The organism is Streptomyces sp. NPDC002742, assembly GCF_042888885.1.
GTDB lineage: Bacteria > Actinomycetota > Actinomycetes > Streptomycetales > Streptomycetaceae > Streptomyces.
On sequence record NZ_JBIAQF010000014.1, the window covers coordinates 223,317 to 239,623 of the forward strand.

Annotated in this window: 13 protein-coding genes; 7 read left to right on the top strand and 6 right to left on the bottom strand. The window is 68.3% G+C overall.

Features of this window, described 5'->3' with window-relative positions; translation table 11 throughout:
• Positions 1-395: 395 nt before the first annotated feature.
• The 4 genes from ACFYW8_RS25950 to ACFYW8_RS25965 form a co-directional block, all read right to left on the bottom strand.
• Positions 396-2,993: a family 78 glycoside hydrolase catalytic domain gene (locus ACFYW8_RS25950; RefSeq protein WP_389080555.1), complete on the bottom strand. Its 2,598-nt coding sequence runs from the start codon at positions 2,991-2,993 to the stop codon at positions 396-398.
• Positions 2,994-3,037: 44 nt separating this feature from the next.
• The gene (locus ACFYW8_RS25955; protein WP_389080558.1) at positions 3,038-3,952 is read right to left on the bottom strand and encodes a carbohydrate ABC transporter permease; all 915 of its coding nucleotides are present in this window, start codon (positions 3,950-3,952) and stop codon (positions 3,038-3,040) included.
• Positions 3,953-3,957: 5 nt separating this feature from the next.
• Positions 3,958-4,842, bottom strand: coding sequence for a carbohydrate ABC transporter permease (locus ACFYW8_RS25960; RefSeq protein WP_389080561.1), 885 nt, complete (start codon positions 4,840-4,842; stop codon positions 3,958-3,960).
• A 101-nt stretch (positions 4,843-4,943) separates the two neighbouring features.
• Positions 4,944-6,260: an ABC transporter substrate-binding protein gene (locus tag ACFYW8_RS25965; protein ID WP_389080564.1), complete on the bottom strand. Its 1,317-nt coding sequence runs from the start codon at positions 6,258-6,260 to the stop codon at positions 4,944-4,946.
• A gap of 296 nt (positions 6,261-6,556) precedes the next feature.
• Here ACFYW8_RS25965 and ACFYW8_RS25970 point away from each other — a divergent pair, with 296 nt between their 5' ends.
• Complete coding sequence (locus tag ACFYW8_RS25970) at positions 6,557-7,570, top strand: LacI family DNA-binding transcriptional regulator (protein WP_389080566.1); 1,014 nt, start codon at positions 6,557-6,559, stop codon at positions 7,568-7,570.
• A gap of 15 nt (positions 7,571-7,585) precedes the next feature.
• Positions 7,586-8,677 carry a LacI family DNA-binding transcriptional regulator gene (locus ACFYW8_RS25975; protein ID WP_389080569.1) on the top strand — a complete coding sequence of 364 codons (1,092 nt, stop codon included), beginning with the start codon at positions 7,586-7,588 and terminating at the stop codon, positions 8,675-8,677.
• 10 nt (positions 8,678-8,687) lie between these two features.
• On the opposite strand, the gene ACFYW8_RS25980 is transcribed toward ACFYW8_RS25975, so the two are convergent.
• On the bottom strand, positions 8,688-9,914 hold the full coding sequence (locus ACFYW8_RS25980) for an MFS transporter (RefSeq protein ID WP_389080571.1): 1,227 nt from the start codon (positions 9,912-9,914) through the stop codon (positions 8,688-8,690).
• Positions 9,915-10,181: 267 nt separating this feature from the next.
• Entirely contained in the window at positions 10,182-11,093 is a 912-nt protein-coding gene (locus ACFYW8_RS25985; protein WP_389080574.1) for a LysR family transcriptional regulator, read from the bottom strand.
• Between the two features lie 126 nt (positions 11,094-11,219).
• Between ACFYW8_RS25985 and ACFYW8_RS25990 the strand changes: the two genes are divergently transcribed.
• The 5 genes from ACFYW8_RS25990 to ACFYW8_RS26010 are packed head-to-tail and all read left to right on the top strand — an operon-like array spanning position 11,220 to position 16,289.
• The gene (locus ACFYW8_RS25990; RefSeq protein ID WP_389080576.1) at positions 11,220-12,221 is read left to right on the top strand and encodes a fumarylacetoacetate hydrolase family protein; all 1,002 of its coding nucleotides are present in this window, start codon (positions 11,220-11,222) and stop codon (positions 12,219-12,221) included.
• Complete coding sequence (locus tag ACFYW8_RS25995) at positions 12,218-13,183, top strand: cyclase family protein (protein ID WP_389080579.1); 966 nt, start codon at positions 12,218-12,220, stop codon at positions 13,181-13,183. Before ACFYW8_RS25990 ends, ACFYW8_RS25995 begins: the two co-directional genes overlap by 4 nt.
• A 23-nt stretch (positions 13,184-13,206) precedes the next feature.
• Positions 13,207-14,337: an FAD-dependent oxidoreductase gene (locus tag ACFYW8_RS26000; RefSeq protein ID WP_389080582.1), complete on the top strand. Its 1,131-nt coding sequence runs from the start codon at positions 13,207-13,209 to the stop codon at positions 14,335-14,337.
• The gene (locus ACFYW8_RS26005) at positions 14,334-15,338 is read left to right on the top strand and encodes an amidohydrolase family protein (RefSeq protein WP_389080585.1); all 1,005 of its coding nucleotides are present in this window, start codon (positions 14,334-14,336) and stop codon (positions 15,336-15,338) included. The genes ACFYW8_RS26000 and ACFYW8_RS26005 overlap by 4 nt, the downstream gene beginning before the upstream one ends.
• A gap of 12 nt (positions 15,339-15,350) precedes the next feature.
• Positions 15,351-16,289, top strand: coding sequence for a VOC family protein (locus ACFYW8_RS26010; RefSeq protein WP_389080588.1), 939 nt, complete (start codon positions 15,351-15,353; stop codon positions 16,287-16,289).
• Positions 16,290-16,307: the final 18 nt, after the last annotated feature.

Genomic DNA, 16,307 nt, shown 5'->3' on the forward strand with positions numbered 1-16,307 from the left:
TTCACGGCCGGCCCCAACTCGGGGAGGGAAACGGATCCCTGCGGTGTTCCCGGACTCACCTGCTTGCCTACCGAGTCCCGCGGCAGCAGAAGCAGTGAGGGAATGGAGATTTCCATGCGGCGTACGCTTGTTGAACGGAAAAACTAGAGGACCCGCCCAGCAGGGTCAACCCTTTCGGCAGCCGTGCAACAAAAGGCCGTTGACCAGCCAGTTTGATACTCACATTGAAAAGTTTGCGTGAAATTTCAATTGAAACCAGCAGACAGCGTGACTGACTATAAACTGTATCGATAGGCGTCATCGACAGGCCGAATTGCAAAGCCGCGGAGGATGCCGAAAATAAACAGTCCGGCGCCATGATCAGCGCCGGACTGTTTGGAATCGGTGAATGTTTCTCAGGCTGATTTCTCCAGGAGTTCCCAGGAGTCGAGCTCATGCTCCCCCGGCTCCACATGGACCGGCGGACACCCTGGGAGCCGCACGACGCCGGAGCAGCCGTCGGGCACGACGACATGGATGCGCATCCGGCCGTCGGCGGTTGTCTCCCATGACGACTCGGCTGCGCCGTAGGGCGTTTCGTGGCGTGTCCGTGCCCAGGTGATGCCGCCGCCGGGCCGGGGCTGGAAGACAAGCTGCCGATAGCCGGGCATGGACTCGGCCATGCCTCCGACGACGCGGTGCAGCCAGTCGGCGACGGCTCCGAGAGCGTAGTGGTTGAAGGAGGTCATACCGCCGGGATTGAGGGTGCCGTCGGGGCGAAGGCTGTCCCACCGTTCCCAGATGGTGGTTGCCCCTTGCGTGACCGGATAGAGCCAGGAAGGACATTCGGTCTGGGTCAGCAGGCGGTAGGCGACGTCCAGGTGGCCGGTGTCGGTGAGGGCGTCACAGATCACCGGAGTCCCGACGAATCCTGTGGCGATACGGGCTTCGTCGGCGAGGACCAATTCGGCCAGCCGGTCGCCGGCCGCGCGTCGTTGCGGCTCGGTGAGGAGGTCGAAGGCGATACCGAGTGCGTAGGCGGTGGGGCTGTCGCTGGTCATGCGGCCGACGGGCAGTACGTACCGGCGGCGGAAGGCGGCCGCCACCGCTGCGGCCAGTGCGGCGTACCGCTCGGCGTCCTGTTCCATGCCCAGTTCGGCCGCGGCCAGGGACAGGTGACGGGCGGAATACGCGAAGTAGCCCGTGGCCACCAGGTAGCGGTCGGTGCAGCCGGCAGCCGGGTCATCCGGCGGGGCGGCGGGGTCGAGCCAGTCACCCAGCTGGAATCCGGTGTCCCAGAGGCGATCGGGGCCGGCGAGCCGTTCGACGAGGTCCACCCACGCCTTGGCCATGGCGTAGTTGCGGCGCAGGATCTGCAGGTCGCCGAAGCGCCGGTACAGGGTCCAGGGGGTGAGTGTGGCGACGTCTCCCCAGGCGGCACCGGGCTGGACCGGCGTCCACATCGGCTTGCCGGGGATGACGGGCACGTACCAGGGGATGGTGCCGTCGGGAAGCTGCTCCAGAGCGACGTCGGTGAGCCAGGAGTCCAGCATGCCGGCGCAGTCGTAGAGGAAGCTCGCGGTCGGGGCGAAGACCTGAAGGTCGCCCGTCCAGCCGAGGCGTTCGTCGCGCTGGGGACAGTCGGTGGGGATGTCGACGAAGTTGCCGCGCATGCTCCATACGACATTTTCGTGGAGCCGGTTGATCAGCGGGTCGCTGCACTCGAACCAGCCCGTACGGCGCATGTCTGTGTGATAGACACGGGCCGTCACCGACTCCTGCGTCAACTCCCCTGGCCAGCCGCTGATTTCGGCGTAGCGGAAGCCGTGCAGGGTGAACCGGGGCTCCCACGTGTACGGACCACGTCCGGAAAGAATCAGGGTGTCGGTGGAGTACGCCTCGCGCAGGGGTTGGGTGGCCAGTTCCCCGTCCTGGAGCACTTCGGCGTGTCGGACGGTGATGGTGGTGCCGGCGGGGCCGTCTGCGGTGAGGCGGAGCCGGCCGACGAGGTTCTGGCCGAAGTCGAGGAGGTGACGGCCGTCGGCCGTTCGCGTGATGGCGACAGGGGCCATCTCCTGGGTGCAGCGCACGGGCGGGCCCTGGGGGGCGACGAGTGTGCGCGGGTTCCGGTTGCCGAGCCGAACGGGGGTCCATTCCGCGTACTGCTCAGGCGTGCGGGTCGCCCAATAGGGGTCGTCGAGTCGGGCGTCGAAGTGCTCGCCTTCGTAGAGGCCACTACTGGCGATGGGCCCCGTGGCCGCCGTCCAGGTGGCGTCCGTGGCGATGACCGCGGTGGTGCCGTCGTCGTAGGTCACTTCCAGCTGGGCGATGAGGGCTTGGTCGGTGCCGTAGATGTTGCGGGTGCCGCCGTCGAATCCGTACTTGCCGCGGTACCAGCCGTCGCCGAGCCAGGCACCGATGACGTTGGTGCCTGTGGCGAGGTGGGCGGTGACGTCATGGGTGCGGTAGCGCAGGCGGTGGGGGTAGACCGTCCAGCCCGGGGCGAGGATCTCGCTGCCCACGCGGAGTCCGTTGATCTCCACCTCGTACAGGCCGTGAGCGGTGACGTAGAGGCGGGCTCGGGTGATCGGGCGATCCAGGTCGAAGTCTTTGCGTACCCGGGCCGGTTGGCGTTCGGCGGCCGGATCCTCGGTCCATCCGCCGCCGACCGGTATCGCACTCCAGTCCGTCGGGTCGAGCAGCCCGGCTTCCACCACGCTGGGCTCGCTCCATGCGGAAGGAGCCGCGGCTCCGGCTGTCCAGACCCGGACTCGGACGGTCACGCTCTCGCGTGAGGCCAGCGGTTCACCGGGCCAGGGCACCAGTAGCTGGTCGCTTCCTTCGATCCGGCCGGTGCTGTGCTCACGGCCGGAACGTTCGAGCCGGACCTCGTAGGCCTGCTGGCTGCCGGTGCCGGGGGGAAGCTTCCAGGTCAGCCGCGGGGTGGCCGTACCGATACCGAGGCCGTCCGGGAGGTGTTCGAAGGAGACCGGGACGGGTTGGGGGGTCGACAAGGGGAACCTTTCTTCACGTGCGGGAGCGGTTGGGCTTCGGAGGTTCAGCCCTTGAGCGCTCCGGAAGTGAGGCCCTTCATGACCTTCTGGTTGAGGAAGAGGTAGATCAGGAGGGTGCCGAAGACGTTGAGGCAGATGGCGGCGAACAGGGGGCCGTACTGGGTGGCTCCGAAGTCGCCGGTGAAGTTGAGCAGGCCGACCTGGACGGTGCGCAGGTCCTGGCTGTTGGTGAAGGTGAGGGCGATCAGCAGGTCGTTCCAGATGAAGAAGAACTCGACCAGGCCGACCGTCAGGAGCGCGTTGCGGACCATCGGAACACTGATGGTCCAGAAGGAGCGCAGGATCCCGGCGCCGTCGATCGTGGCGGCCTCGAAGAGTTCACGGGGGACGGACTTGTAGTAGGTGGCCATCATGAAGACGGTCAGCGGCAGGCCTGTGCCGGTGTAGGTGAGGATCAGCGGCCACAGCGTGCCGGACAGACCGGTCTGGAAGTACACCGTGAACAGGGGAAGCAGGATCATCTGCGGCGGCACCATCATGCCGGCCAGAAAGACCAGCAAGGTCAGGTTGCGGCCCTTCCACACCATGACCTGGAGCGCGAAACCGGCTGCCGCTCCCAGCAGCAGGATCAGGGCAAGCGCCGGGACGACGGCGAGCAGGCTGTTGCGGACGTACAAGCCGATGTGGCCGGTGGTCCACGCTTCGGTGTAGTTGCCCCACTCCCACGTGGTGGGCAGGCTCCAGGTCGAGTGGTCGAGGTAGTCGCTGTTGGACTTCAGTGAGGTCAGGAACATCCAGACGAGCGGGTAGATCTCGACGACCAGCAGCAGGGTGACGACGATCTTCACCCACACCTTGCTGACCCGGACGCGCCGCCGGGAACGGGACCGTCCGGAAGCGGCGGACGGTCCGCGGCTCGCCTGATGGGCGGTGGCCTTCACAGGGGTGTCGATGGCCATGGTTGTCAGCCTTCCGTGAGGTCGCGCCGTGAGACGCGGAAGACGACCAGGCTCACCAGCAGGCACACCACGGTGAGCAGCACGGCGATGATGCTGCCGTAGCCGTAGTCGCCGTAGGTGAACGACGTCTGGAACATGTACAGGGTCAGTGGTGTGGTGTCGTTGCCCGGGCCTCCGTTGGTGAGCGCGACGATGGAGTCGAAGGCCTTCAGCGTGCCGTTGATACTGAAGATCAGAGAGGACATGAGCACGGGCAGGGACAGCGGCAGCACGATGTGGCGCACCAGTCGCAGGCCTGTCGCTCCGTCGAGGCGCGCGGACTCCAGGACTTCCTCAGGGATGTCGACCAGACCGGCGAAGAGCAGGACGGCGTAGAAGCCCATGGAGCGCCAGATGTCCATGACGACGAGGACCCAGAAGGCGCTCGAAGAGCTGCCGAAGAAGTCGATGGAGTCGATGCCCACCGCGTTCAGCAGTGAGTTGACGGGGCCGGTCTGCGGGGCGACCTGGAAGAACTTCTGGAAGAGCAGGCCGACGGCGACCGTGGGCAGTACTACGGGGAAGAACACGAGGGTTCGCACGAGCGCGGAGGCGCGCTTGAGGAAGAAGACGTAGAGCAGGGCCAGGAGGTAGCCCGCGACCACCTGGCCGGCGGTGACGACGACGGCGTACTTGAGGGTGAACCACAGGGCGTGGCGGACGGCCGGATCATCGAGAAGGCGGGAGAAGTTGGCGACGCCGTTGCCGGTGAAGCCGTCGATGGAGTTGCCCTTGGTGAAGGAGTAGCCGAGCGACCACACCATCGGGACGAGCATGATCAGGGAATAGACGACGAGTGCGGGACCGAGCAGGATCGCGATGGCCCTGCGGTCACCGAGTACGCGGTGCATGAGTGGTATCCACTTCGATGACGATGAGGAGTTGTGCCGAGCAGGCGCCGGGGCGGCGCGCGGAAGGCGCGTGCGGCGTCAGGCACGCCGCCCCGGTCGGCTCACTGAGCGGACAGCGCGTCCTGGACGGTCCGCATGAACTGCTCGGGGCTCATGCTTCCGCTGACCAGGCCCGCGGCGTTGGTCTGGCTGATCGTGGTGGCCTTGGTGCCGAACAGGGCCTCGAACCACAGGACGTTCTGCTTGGAGGCACTGATGGTGTCGCGCACCTGGGTAGTGACCTCGTTGGCGTCGGTGACCGGGGTGTTGACCTTGAAACCGGAGATCGAGCCGTGGTCCTTGAGCGCCTTGCTGCCGTAGTTCTTGGCGATGCAGGAGACCCAGGCGCCGGTGTTCTTGTCGAAGGACTTGGCGCCCAGGGTGATGCCGAGGCCGACGTTGGACGGGTACTGGTCGATGGAGCCCTTGCCGCCGGAGACGGCCGGGAAGGGCATGAAGCCGACGCTGTCCGCGCCGATCTTGTCCTGCTTGGCGTCCGAGATGTTCGCCAGTGCCCAGCTGCCCATGTAGAGCATGGCGGCCTTGCCGGTGAGGAACTGGTTCATGGCGGTGTCGTAGTCGATGGAGCCGACGCCCTTGCCGAAGTAGCCCTTCTTGCCGAGGGCGGCGATCTCGGTGGCGGCCTTGACGTACTGCGGGTCGGTCAGCTTCGCCTTGCCGTCGGCGACGTCCTTGAGCGCGTCCGGGCCGAGGCTGCGGTAGAGGTAGCCGCTGAGGAGGCGGGTGAGCGGCCAGCCCTGCTGACCGGAGGCGGAGAAGGGCTGGATGTCCTTGGCCTGGAGCTTGGCGGCTGAAGCGACCAGCTGGTCCCAGGTGGCGGGGACCTTCAGGCCGTTGGCCTCGAAGATCTTCTTGTTGTAGAAGACTCCCTCGATGTTGTACTCGTACGGCAGTACCTCCAGCTTGCCGCCGTACAGTGCCTTGATCGTCGACACGGCGGCCGGCTCCAGCTGGTCGTCGACTCCCAGCGCCTTCAGCTTGGCTTCCAGGTCGGCGATCTTCCCCGACCTGGCGAGCTTCTGGGTGAGCGCGGGGGCGTTGCCCGCGGCGAACTGCACCGGCAGGGCGCCCTGCCCGGCGAGCAGTTGCAGCTTCTGGTCGAGGCTCGCCTGGGGAACGGTCTCCACCTTCAGGGGCAGCGCGTCGTTCGCGGACTTGCACGAGCCCTCGGCGAGGCTGGTCAGGGCCGTCTTGACGGTGGTGTTCTCGGTGACGCTGAGGTAGCTGAAGTTCTTCGGCGCCGCCGCGGTACCGCTCCCGCTGCCGCCGCAGGCGGTGGCGAGCAGGGCCATTGAGGCCGCGCCGGCCGTGAACAGACCCAGACGTGTGCGCCGAGCGCGGAACGTGCGAAGGGACACGGGTGACTCCCAGAGGTTGGAGAAGAAGCGAGATGTGAGGCGGAAGGCGCAAGGACGGCGCCGAGAGCGACAGGCGGCCGCGCCACGCTGGAGTTCGTAAAACGTTCTCCATGTCGAGTGGGCAACACCCTGCACCCGTCGCCCGACTCCGTCAAGACACGGAGCCGTAACACCAGGGATTTCAATCAGAGACTTGACGCCGGGCGTGTGACATCCTGTAAACCGTTACACCAACGACCACGAGAACCGGAGTGCGGACGATGGACGGGGCTGCGGGACCCAGGCAGAACAAGCGCGTGACGATCACCGATGTCGCCCGGCACGCTGGCGTGTCCATCGCGGCCGTGTCCAAGGTGCTCAACAACGCCTACGGGGTGAGCCCTGCCATGCACGAGAAGGTGCAGGCCGCGATCACCGCACTCGACTACCGCCCGCACGCCGCCGCCCGTGGCATGCGCGGGCGGACCTACACCATCGGCGTCCTGCTGGACAACGTCCGCAACGCCTTCTTCGCCGACATCCTGGACGGCATCCGGGACGAGCTGCGCAGCTCCGACTACACCGTGCTGATCGGAGCGGCCGGGTTCGACGCGCAGGACCAGGCCCGCACCATCCGTTCCATGGTGGACCGCCAGATGGACGGCCTGATCCTCATCGCGCCGAGCACGCCCCGCCCGGAGGTCCTCGCCACCGCCGCGTCGACGCCCACGGTCGTGATCGGCCACGACGACGCCGCGGACAGCCACGATTCGGTCGTCGACGCCGACGATGTCGGCGCCGGCCTGGTGGTGGACCACCTGGTCTCCCTCGGCCACCGCGACATCGCCCTGGTCTCGGCGCCCGGAGCCAAGACGGGCCGGTGGAAGAGAACACCCGAGATCGTGCTCGCCTCCGGCTACATGGAGGCCATGCGACGGCACGGCCTCGCCGACCACGCCCAGGTGCACCATGGCGCGTACTCCGACGATGGTGGTTTCAAAGCCGGTATGACCTTGTTGACCGCGGAACGCGCCCCCACGGCCATCATGACCGGCGCCGACGTCGCGGCCCTGGGCATCTACCGCGCCGCCCACGAACTCGGCCTGCGCATCCCAGACGATCTCTCCCTCGTCGGCTACAACAACACGGCCCTCGCGGCCCTGGCCCCGGTCCAGCTGACCAGCGTCGACCAGGCCGGACACACCATGGGCTCGACAGCCGCGCGCCTTCTCATCGAGAGGGTCGAAGGCCGCCGCGACCGGGCGATCCGCACCACCATGACCCCGCGCCTGGTCGTGCGGAAGAGCACGGCAACGCCAGGAGGCCGGTAGACCGTGGAACGGACGATGCCCACCGTGCCCGTGGTCCGGCGCGAGCCACCGCGCCACCACACAGCAGCCGCCCGGGAAGCCAGAGCCCGGCGCAGAGTGGGCATCAAGGACGTCGCGCGGGAAGCCGGCGTCTCGCTCGGCACGGTGTCCAACGTCCTCAACCGCCCCGACATCGTCGCCGCGCCGACCCGGCAGCGGGTCCTGGACGTCATCGACGCCCTGGGATACGTACGTTCGGACGGCGCGCGCCAGTTGCGCGGCTTCGCTTCCCGGCTCGTGGCCGTCTTGGTCCTCGACCTGGCCAATCCCTTCTTCACCGCGCTGGCCGCCGGCGTGGAACAGGCCGCGCTCGAGGCCGACCTCGGGGTCATGGTGTGCACGGCCGGCCGAGGACCGGCCGACGAGGCCCGCCACCTTTCGCTGATCACCTCGCACCAGGTCCGCGGCGCCGTCCTGGCCTCGGGAGACGGCACGGGGCGCAGGGTGGCGGGCTTCCGTCGCAACGGGGTGCCGTTCGTCATCGCGGACCAGAACGCCCCTCAGCCGGGGGCCTGTTCGGTCGGCATCGACGACGTCGCGGGAGGACAGGCCGCCGTGCGCCACCTGATCCAGCAGGGACACCGGTCGATCGGCTACGTCAGCGGACCCGACGGTCTCCAGCAGGTTCGGGACCGGCGCAGGGGGGCCGCCATCGCGGTCAACCTGGCCGGACTTCCGGCGGAGTCCCTTCGGGGCCTGCCGTGCCCTGCGCTCACCGTGGGCGCCGGCAGGGACGCCGGGCACAGGATCCTCGGCCTCAGAAAGCGCCCCACCGCCGTCTTCTGCGCGAACGACCTGCTGGCACTCGGCGTGATGCAGGCACTGTACGAGGCCGGTCTGCGGGTGCCGGAAGACATCGCAGTGGTGGGATACGACGACATCGAATTCGCCGCGTCCGCCGTCGTTCCGCTCACTTCGGTACGACGGCCCGCTCTCACATTGGGCCGCGAGGCAGACCGGCTGCTCCTCGAGGACACGGCCGAAGCCGCCACGCACGAACACACCCACGTGGTGCTGCAGCCGGAACTGGTCGTGCGCCGGTCGACCATGCGGACGCCGGCGCGGTGACCCGAGTGAGTCAGATGCTTTCGGGAACATGCTGGGGCAGCGTCTTCGGTGATCGGCGGGTCAGGGGAAGCAGCGCGGCCGAGACCAGCATCGTGAGCAGGCCGAGCAGCACGACGGCCGAGGCCAGCGTGCCCAGCATGCCCTTGGCGGCCAGGAGGGCGAGCGGGCAGGCGAATTCACCCAGGAAGAAGGCCGCCGTCCACAGTCCGGTGCCACGCCCGCGGTCGGCGAAATCGAGCCGGGACAGCGCCAGCGTCAGCAGGGAGGGAAGAAGCAGCCCCGTACCGACGCAGTTGACGACGGCGCCGACGACGACAAGGGCGACGTGGTCCGTCGCCCCCATCAGCAGAAAGCCCACGGCGCACAGGAGGAAGAGGGCCGGCATACGGCGGCGTGGCCGGTCGGTGAGCCTGGTGAAGAGCACCGAGCCCAGGACGGTGGCCGCGCTGGCCAGCGCCGTGACCGCACCCACCACTCCGGTGGACTTCACGCCCAGGTCGTCCATGAGATACGCCATCTCCACGGGCACGGTGTAGAAGACCACCGCGCCGAAGACGGTCAGCAGACAGATCCCCGCCATGCGCCGCAGCGGGAAGGGGTGTTGGCCGGCTGTTGTCGGCTCGGCCGTCGGATGTGGAGTGGGCAGCACCCTGGCCATGGCCGGAGCGAGCAGCAGGCCGACGGCGTACAGCCAGAAGGGCGCCCTCCAGCCGATCGAGCCGAGGGCCCCGCCAAGGACGAAGAAGAGTGTGGCGGACGCCGATGCGCACATGGTCTGCAGGGCGAGGTACCGGTCACGGGTCCGTCCGCTGTAGTAGTCGCCGATCAGCGTGGTGCAGCACGTCATGATGGCCGCCTCGGCGACGCCCACCAGGACACGGCTGAGCAGGATGCCCACGAGCGAGCCCAGCCACAGTGGGGCGGTGCCGAACAGCGCGTACAGCACGGTGGCTATGACCAGCAGGCGCTTGCGGCCGAGCCGGTCGACGAGGACACCGGCGAACGGGGCGAGCACGGCCAGGGAGAGGGCCGGGACGGTGAGCACGAGCGGGACGAGAGCGGCGCTGCCCGGGACGTGCTGGAATTCGTCCTGCATGCGTGGCAGGACCGGAGCGATGAGGACAGCTCCCAGGATCGGCAGGCAGCTGCCGGCCATCAGCAGCACGGCGGGCAGCCTGCCCCAGACGGCCGGGTCCCCCGTACGTTCGTGAGCGGGCAGGGCGGCGGAAGCGGGCATGGCGGCACTCCGTGGGACGTGAGGAAGGGAGGAGCGCCGTGTAGCGGACCGGGCCGGACGGGCGTGCGGGCGGCCCCCGCAGTCGGCTCACGGGCGCGGTGGTGTCCCATGACTATGCGTTCCGGGTCTGGGCCTGCCCACCCCTCACGTCATCCAAGTTGCCGATGCCTTCGATCCATCATGTGGATAGTGATGTCGTTGGCTGCATCGGGCTTCGGCGACTTCCCGCCCGGGAGGCCGTTACAGCCTGCGTGTCAGAAGCGCCGCTCAGCCCCGGGGGCCCAGACGGGCTCCGACGCGCGCGGCGGTCTCACGCAGCCAGATGTGTGCCGCGTCATGCGTGTGCACCGGGTGCCACCACAGTGCCTCTCTCAGCGGTACGGCTTCATAGGGCGGCTCCACCACCTTGACGGCGGCGATGGGTGCCATCAACTGGGCCATACGCGCCTGGACCAGCGCGATGCGCCGGGTACCTGCGACCAGCAGCGGCAGCGACTGGAAGCTGTCGACCGAGACTTCGACCCGCGGTTCGATCCCCAGCATGCCGAGCTGGCGTACCGCTGGGGCGTCGTACGTTCGCTGGTACGTCACCCAGGGAAGCCGGGCAAGGTCCTTGCGGGTGAGCCGGTCGTCGACGCTCGGGTGGTCCCGCGCGACGAGAAAGACCCAGCGGTCGTCATAGAGGTCGGTGGCGGGGAAGTCGCTGATGACGCCGTGCGGCATGAACAGACCGTCGCTGGCGCTCAACAGGGTGGCGGTGTCGTCCACCACGGTCGTCGGAGTCTGGGAGAAGCGCAGCCGGATCCCGGGAGCCTCCTCATGGATCACACGAGCCAGCTCGGTGCCGAAGATCGCCACGGCGTAGTCGGACGCCACCAGCTTGAATTCCCTGTTCTCCTTGGCCGGGTCGAAGTCGGCCTGGCTGGCGAAGAGACGTTCCAGCACGTCATAGGCGGTCGAGGTCCGGTCCAGTAGGACCTGCCCCAGCGCGGTCAGCTCGTAGTGGCCGCCGACCCGAGCGAGCAGGTCGTCGTCGAAATGCCGGCGCAACCGGGAGAGGGCAGCGCTCATCGCGGGCTGGCTGAGGCCGACACGCTGCCCGGCACGGGTGACGTTGCGCTCCTCCAGCAGGGCGCGCAGAGCGACGACGAGGTTGAGATCCAAGCGGGCCAGGTTCATGAAAGTCCCTCTGCAGAGCGATGCCGACCCGGAGCAATCCATGACATGGATGCAGATCATCCACAGAATCGATTTCCCTGATCAGTGGTGCGGGGTCCAGATTAGTCCCACCGCAATCAGGAGGACATGTCCGTGAAACCTGAATCCGCGTCCGCACTCTTCGCCGGACCTTTCGCCCTCGCGACTCTCTCGGCCCCCGACGGGCCCCGCTTCCCCGCTCTCGTCATGCCGGACGGCAACGCTCTCGACCTTCGGGCCGCACTGGGTGACGAACAGCTGACCGTGCTGAGCCTGCTGGACCGCTGGGACAAGGCCCTGCCGCAGCTGCGTGCCCTGGCCGCCGACACCGGCGTCAGCCGCACGCCGATCACGGACTATCACGTCCATGCCCCGGTCGAACCGCGCCAGGTCTTCCAGTCGGGTGCGAACTACCGGCAGCACGTGATCGACCTGCACGTCGCCCACCGTGCCCCCGGCGATGACCGGTCCGAGGCCGAACGGCGAGCGGAAGCGGCCGAGATCATGGACCGGCGGGCTATCGAGGACCTGCCGTATGTGTTCATCGGCCTGCCCAGTGCGATCACGGGTCCCTACGACGACGTCGTGCTGCCCGCCTGGGCCGAGAAGCCGGACTGGGAACTGGAACTGGCGGTCGTGATCGGCCGCCCCGCGTACCAGGTGTCCGTCGTGGAGGCATCCGCGCACATCGCGGGCTACACGATCGCCAACGATCTGACCGACCGGTCGACCGTCTTCCGCAGGGACATGCCGCAGATCGGCACCGACTGGCTGCGCAGCAAGAACGCGCCCGGCTTCACGCCGCTCGGCCCGTGGATCGTGCCCGCCGAGTCCATCGCCGACCCTGACGACCTGCGGGTGACGCTGAAGCTCAACGGCGAAACCATGCAGGACGAGTCCACCAAGGACATGATCTTCAAGGTCGCGCGGATGGTGTCGTACGCCTCGCAGACGGCGCATCTCCTCCCGGGTGACCTTGTGCTCACGGGCAGCCCGGCCGGCAACGGCATGCACTGGGGCCGCCTTCTGCGCGACGGCGATGTGATGGAGGGCTCGGTCACCGGGCTCGGCGTCCAGAGCACCCGGTGTGTGGCGGAGGCGAAGGCATGACGGCCGTCGATCCCCGCGATCCGGAAGGCGCGATCGCGCTGGCGGCCAAGACGTACTCCAACTGGGGCCGCTGGGGCGAGGACGACCGGCTCGGCACACTGAACTTCCTGGACGAGGCAAAGCGCCGCGAAGGTGCCGGTCTCGTCCGGCGCGGGACCAGTTTCTCCCTGTCGCAGTCCTTCGACATGAACGGCCCGCAGAAGGGCTGGCGGCGGCGCACCAACCCGGTGCACACCATGCTGGACACCGGCACCGACGCCGCGCTCGGCCACCAGGGCTTCCCGCACGGCATCGGCGGCGCCGACGACGTGATCGCGATGCCGCTCCAGTGCTCCACGCAATGGGACGGGCTCGGGCACATCTTCGATCACGGCAAGGCGTGGAACGGCCGTGCGGCCGAGAAGGTCGTCACCTCCGACGGCGACCTGGTCACCGGCATCGAGCACATGGCTCCCCATGTCGCCGGACGCGGCGTGCTCCTGGACGTGGGACGGGTCGTGGGCACCGCCGGCGAACTGCCCGACGGATTCGCCGTCACCGAGGAGCACCTGGCCGGCACCGCGGAAGCGCACGGCGTGAGCGTGGGACGCGGTGACATCGTGCTGATACGTACCGGTCAGCTGACCCGCGTACGCCGGGACGGGTGGGGCGACTACGCCGGCGGACCCGCGCCGGGGCTTTCCTTCACCACGGCCGGCTGGCTCCACGGCACCGAGATCGCGGCGATCGCCACGGACACCTGGGGCTTCGAGGTCCGTCCCAACGAGTTCGAGAACGCCTTCCAGCCCCTGCACCAGGTCGCGATACCCAATATCGGCCTCCTCATCGGTGAGATGTGGGACCTGGAAGCCCTGGCCGAGGACTGCGCGGCGGACGGGGTGTACGAGTTCCTGCTCGCCGCCGCGCCCCTGCGCATCACCGGCGCTGTCGGTTCCCCCGTCAACCCGATCGCGATCAAGTGACGCGCTCAGCAAGGGAGTCCTCCATGAGCACAGCCCGCACGGTCCTGGTGATCGGTGGTGGCGCTGCCGGAAACGCCATGACCATTCTGCTGCGCCGGGCCGGTCTGACCGTCGACCTGATCGAGGCGAAGGACGACTGGAACGCCACCGCCGGTTCAGGCATCACCCTGCAGGGCAACGCCTTGCGTGTGCTGCGCGAACTGGGCGTGTGGGAGGAGGTCAGCGCATCCGGTTTCGGTTTCGGTTCCGTCGGCATCACCGCTCCCGACGGAACGGTCCTGCATGTCGCACGCGACATTCGAACCGGCGGCGACGACCTGCCCGCCACCGTCGGCATGCAGCGCCCAAAGCTGCAGCGCATCCTGATCGACGCCGTCCGTGCCAGCGGCGCATCGGTGCGCCTCGGCACCCGGGTCGAGCAGTTGGAGCAGGACGGCACAGGGGTGAACGCGCGCTTCACCGACGGCAACGAGGGCCGCTACGACCTGGTGATCGCCGCCGACGGACTGGGTTCCACCACCCGCGCGGCCATCGGGATCACCGCCAAGCCGGAACCCACCGGCATGGCCATCTGGCGCGTCGCCGTCCCCCGGCCGGCCGGCGTCACCCGCACGGATCTCGCCTACGGCGGTCCGGCCTACATCGCGGGTTACTGTCCGACGAGCGACACCACGATCTACGCCTACGTGGTCGAGGCCCATCGCGACCGGGCGTCGATCCCGCCGGAGTCCTACGCCGACGAGATGCGCGGCCTCGCCGCCGCCTACGGAGGATGCTGGCCGGAGATCACCGAGCACATCACCGATCCGGCGAAGGTCAACTACACCTGGTTCGACCGGATGCTGGTCGAGGGCTCCTGGCACCGGGGCCGCGTGGTCCTCGTCGGCGACGCCGCCCACTGCTGTCCGCCCACCCTCGCGCAGGGCGCCGCCCTGTCCCTGGAAGACGCGTGGGTGCTCTCGCGGCTGCTGACCAGCACCGAGGTCTGGGACGACGCGCTCTTCCAGGCGTACTACGACCGGCGGATCGCCCGCGTCCGTCCGGTGGTCGAGGCGTCCGTGCAGATCGGACAGTGGCAGCTCGACGGCGTACGCGACGCGGACGTACCCGGTCTGATGGGCCGCACGATGACGATGCTCAGGGAGCTGCCGTGACCTCACCGACCGTCGACGTCCACGCTCACGTGCTGCTGCCCGAAGTCGAGTCCCTCGTCGACGGCCTGCCCGGACTGGCGATGGCGAGAGCGCTGGATGCCCGGCGCAACGGCCCCGCGGCCCTCGCGGTCAGCGGCCCCATGGTGCGCGAGCGCATCCCGCGGCTCACCGACCCGGCCGCACGGCTGGCCGCGATGGACGCACAGGGCGTGGACGTCCAACTCGTCAGCCCCTCACCGTCGCACTACCACTACTGGACGGACGAGGAGACGGCCGAGAAGCTGTACCGGCTGGCCAACGAGGCGACGGCCAGGCACTGTTCAGCCGCTCCGCACAGGCTGCGCGGCCTCGGGCTGGTGCCGCTCCAGCACCCGGACCACACGGTGGGGGCGCTCGATCACGCGCTGGAGCAGGGCCTGGCCGGGGTGGAGATCTCGAGCCACGCTCCGGGCCTGGAACTGTCCGACCCGGCCTACGAGCCGTTCTGGTCGCGAGCGGAGGAAACCGGCGCCGTCATCTTCCTGCACCCCTTCGGATGCACGCTGGACGAGCGCCTGGACCAGTGGTATCTGTCCAACACCCTGGGCCAGCCCACGGAGAACGCCGTGGCACTGTCGCACCTGATCTTCTCGGGAGTGCTCGACCGTCACCCGGGGCTGAAGGTGATCGCCGCCCACGGCGGTGGCTACCTGCCGACGCACATCGGCCGCTCCGACCACGCCTGGTCCGCCCGCACCGACGCGGCCGCCGGCTGCGCCCATCCGCCCAGCAGCTACCTGAAGCGCCTGTACTTCGACTCGCTCGTCCACGACCCGTCCGTCCTGCGGGAGCTGATCCGGGTCGCCGGGCCCGACCGTGTCCTGCTCGGCTCCGACTTCCCCTTCGACATGGGCACGAAGGACCCCGTGGGCGCTCTGCGCGCCGCACGTGTCTCCGAGGCCGACTTCGAGGCCATCCGGGGCGGAACCGCCTCCGCCCTGCTCAACCTGACCCTGTCCTGAGGAGGAACCCTCATGAGCGCACGACTGCTCACCCATCTGCGGCACGTCGACCTGGCCGTGCCCGACTACGACAAGCAGCTCGACTTCTACGCGGGTGTCTGGGGTCTGACCAAGGTCGCCGAGGACTCCGGGATCTCCTTCCTCGCCGCCGAGGGCTCCCCCGAGCAGTACGTCATCAGGCTGCGCAAGGCCGAGGAGAAGCGCCTCGACCTCGTCTCCTACGGTGCCGCTTCGCCGGCTGACGTGGACACTCTCGCCGAACAACTCCTCGCCGGTGGCGTGCGGTTGATCACGCAACCGGGCAAGGTGGACACACCCGGCGGCGGTTACGGCTTCCGCTTCTTCGACGTGGACGGCCGGACCGTCGAGGTCTCTGCCGACGTGGCGGTACGGCAGCACCGCAAGATCGAGGAGAAGGAGTCGATCCCGGTCAAGCTGTCCCACGTCGTGCTCAACTCCCCGGATCTGGACCGGACGAAGGAGTGGTACGAGCAGCACCTCGGCTTCCGGCTCTCCGACACCCTGAGCTCGCCGCACATGGGCGAGGTCATGCACTTCATGCGGATCTCCAACCAGCACCACTCGATGGCACTGGCGAAGGGACCGCACGCCTCCCTGCACCACGTGTCGTTCGAAATGCGCGGCATCGACGAGTACATGCGCGGCTCCGGCCGTGTGATCCGCGCCGGCTTCAAGAAGATCTGGGGCCCCGGCCGCCACATGGCCGGCGACAACACCTTCACGTACTTCCTCGACCCGCACGGCAACACCGTCGAGTACACGACCGAGCTGGAATGCCTGGACGAGGACACCTGGCACCCGCACGTCTACGACTTCTCCCAGCCCGAGGTCACCGACCAGTGGGGCACCGCCAACCCGATGAACGAGCTCGTCGCCAAGGAGTCCTTCAACGACCCCGACCGCGGCTGCTTCGTCGCCCCGCCGGTCTGATCCCTCTCCGAACTCCCG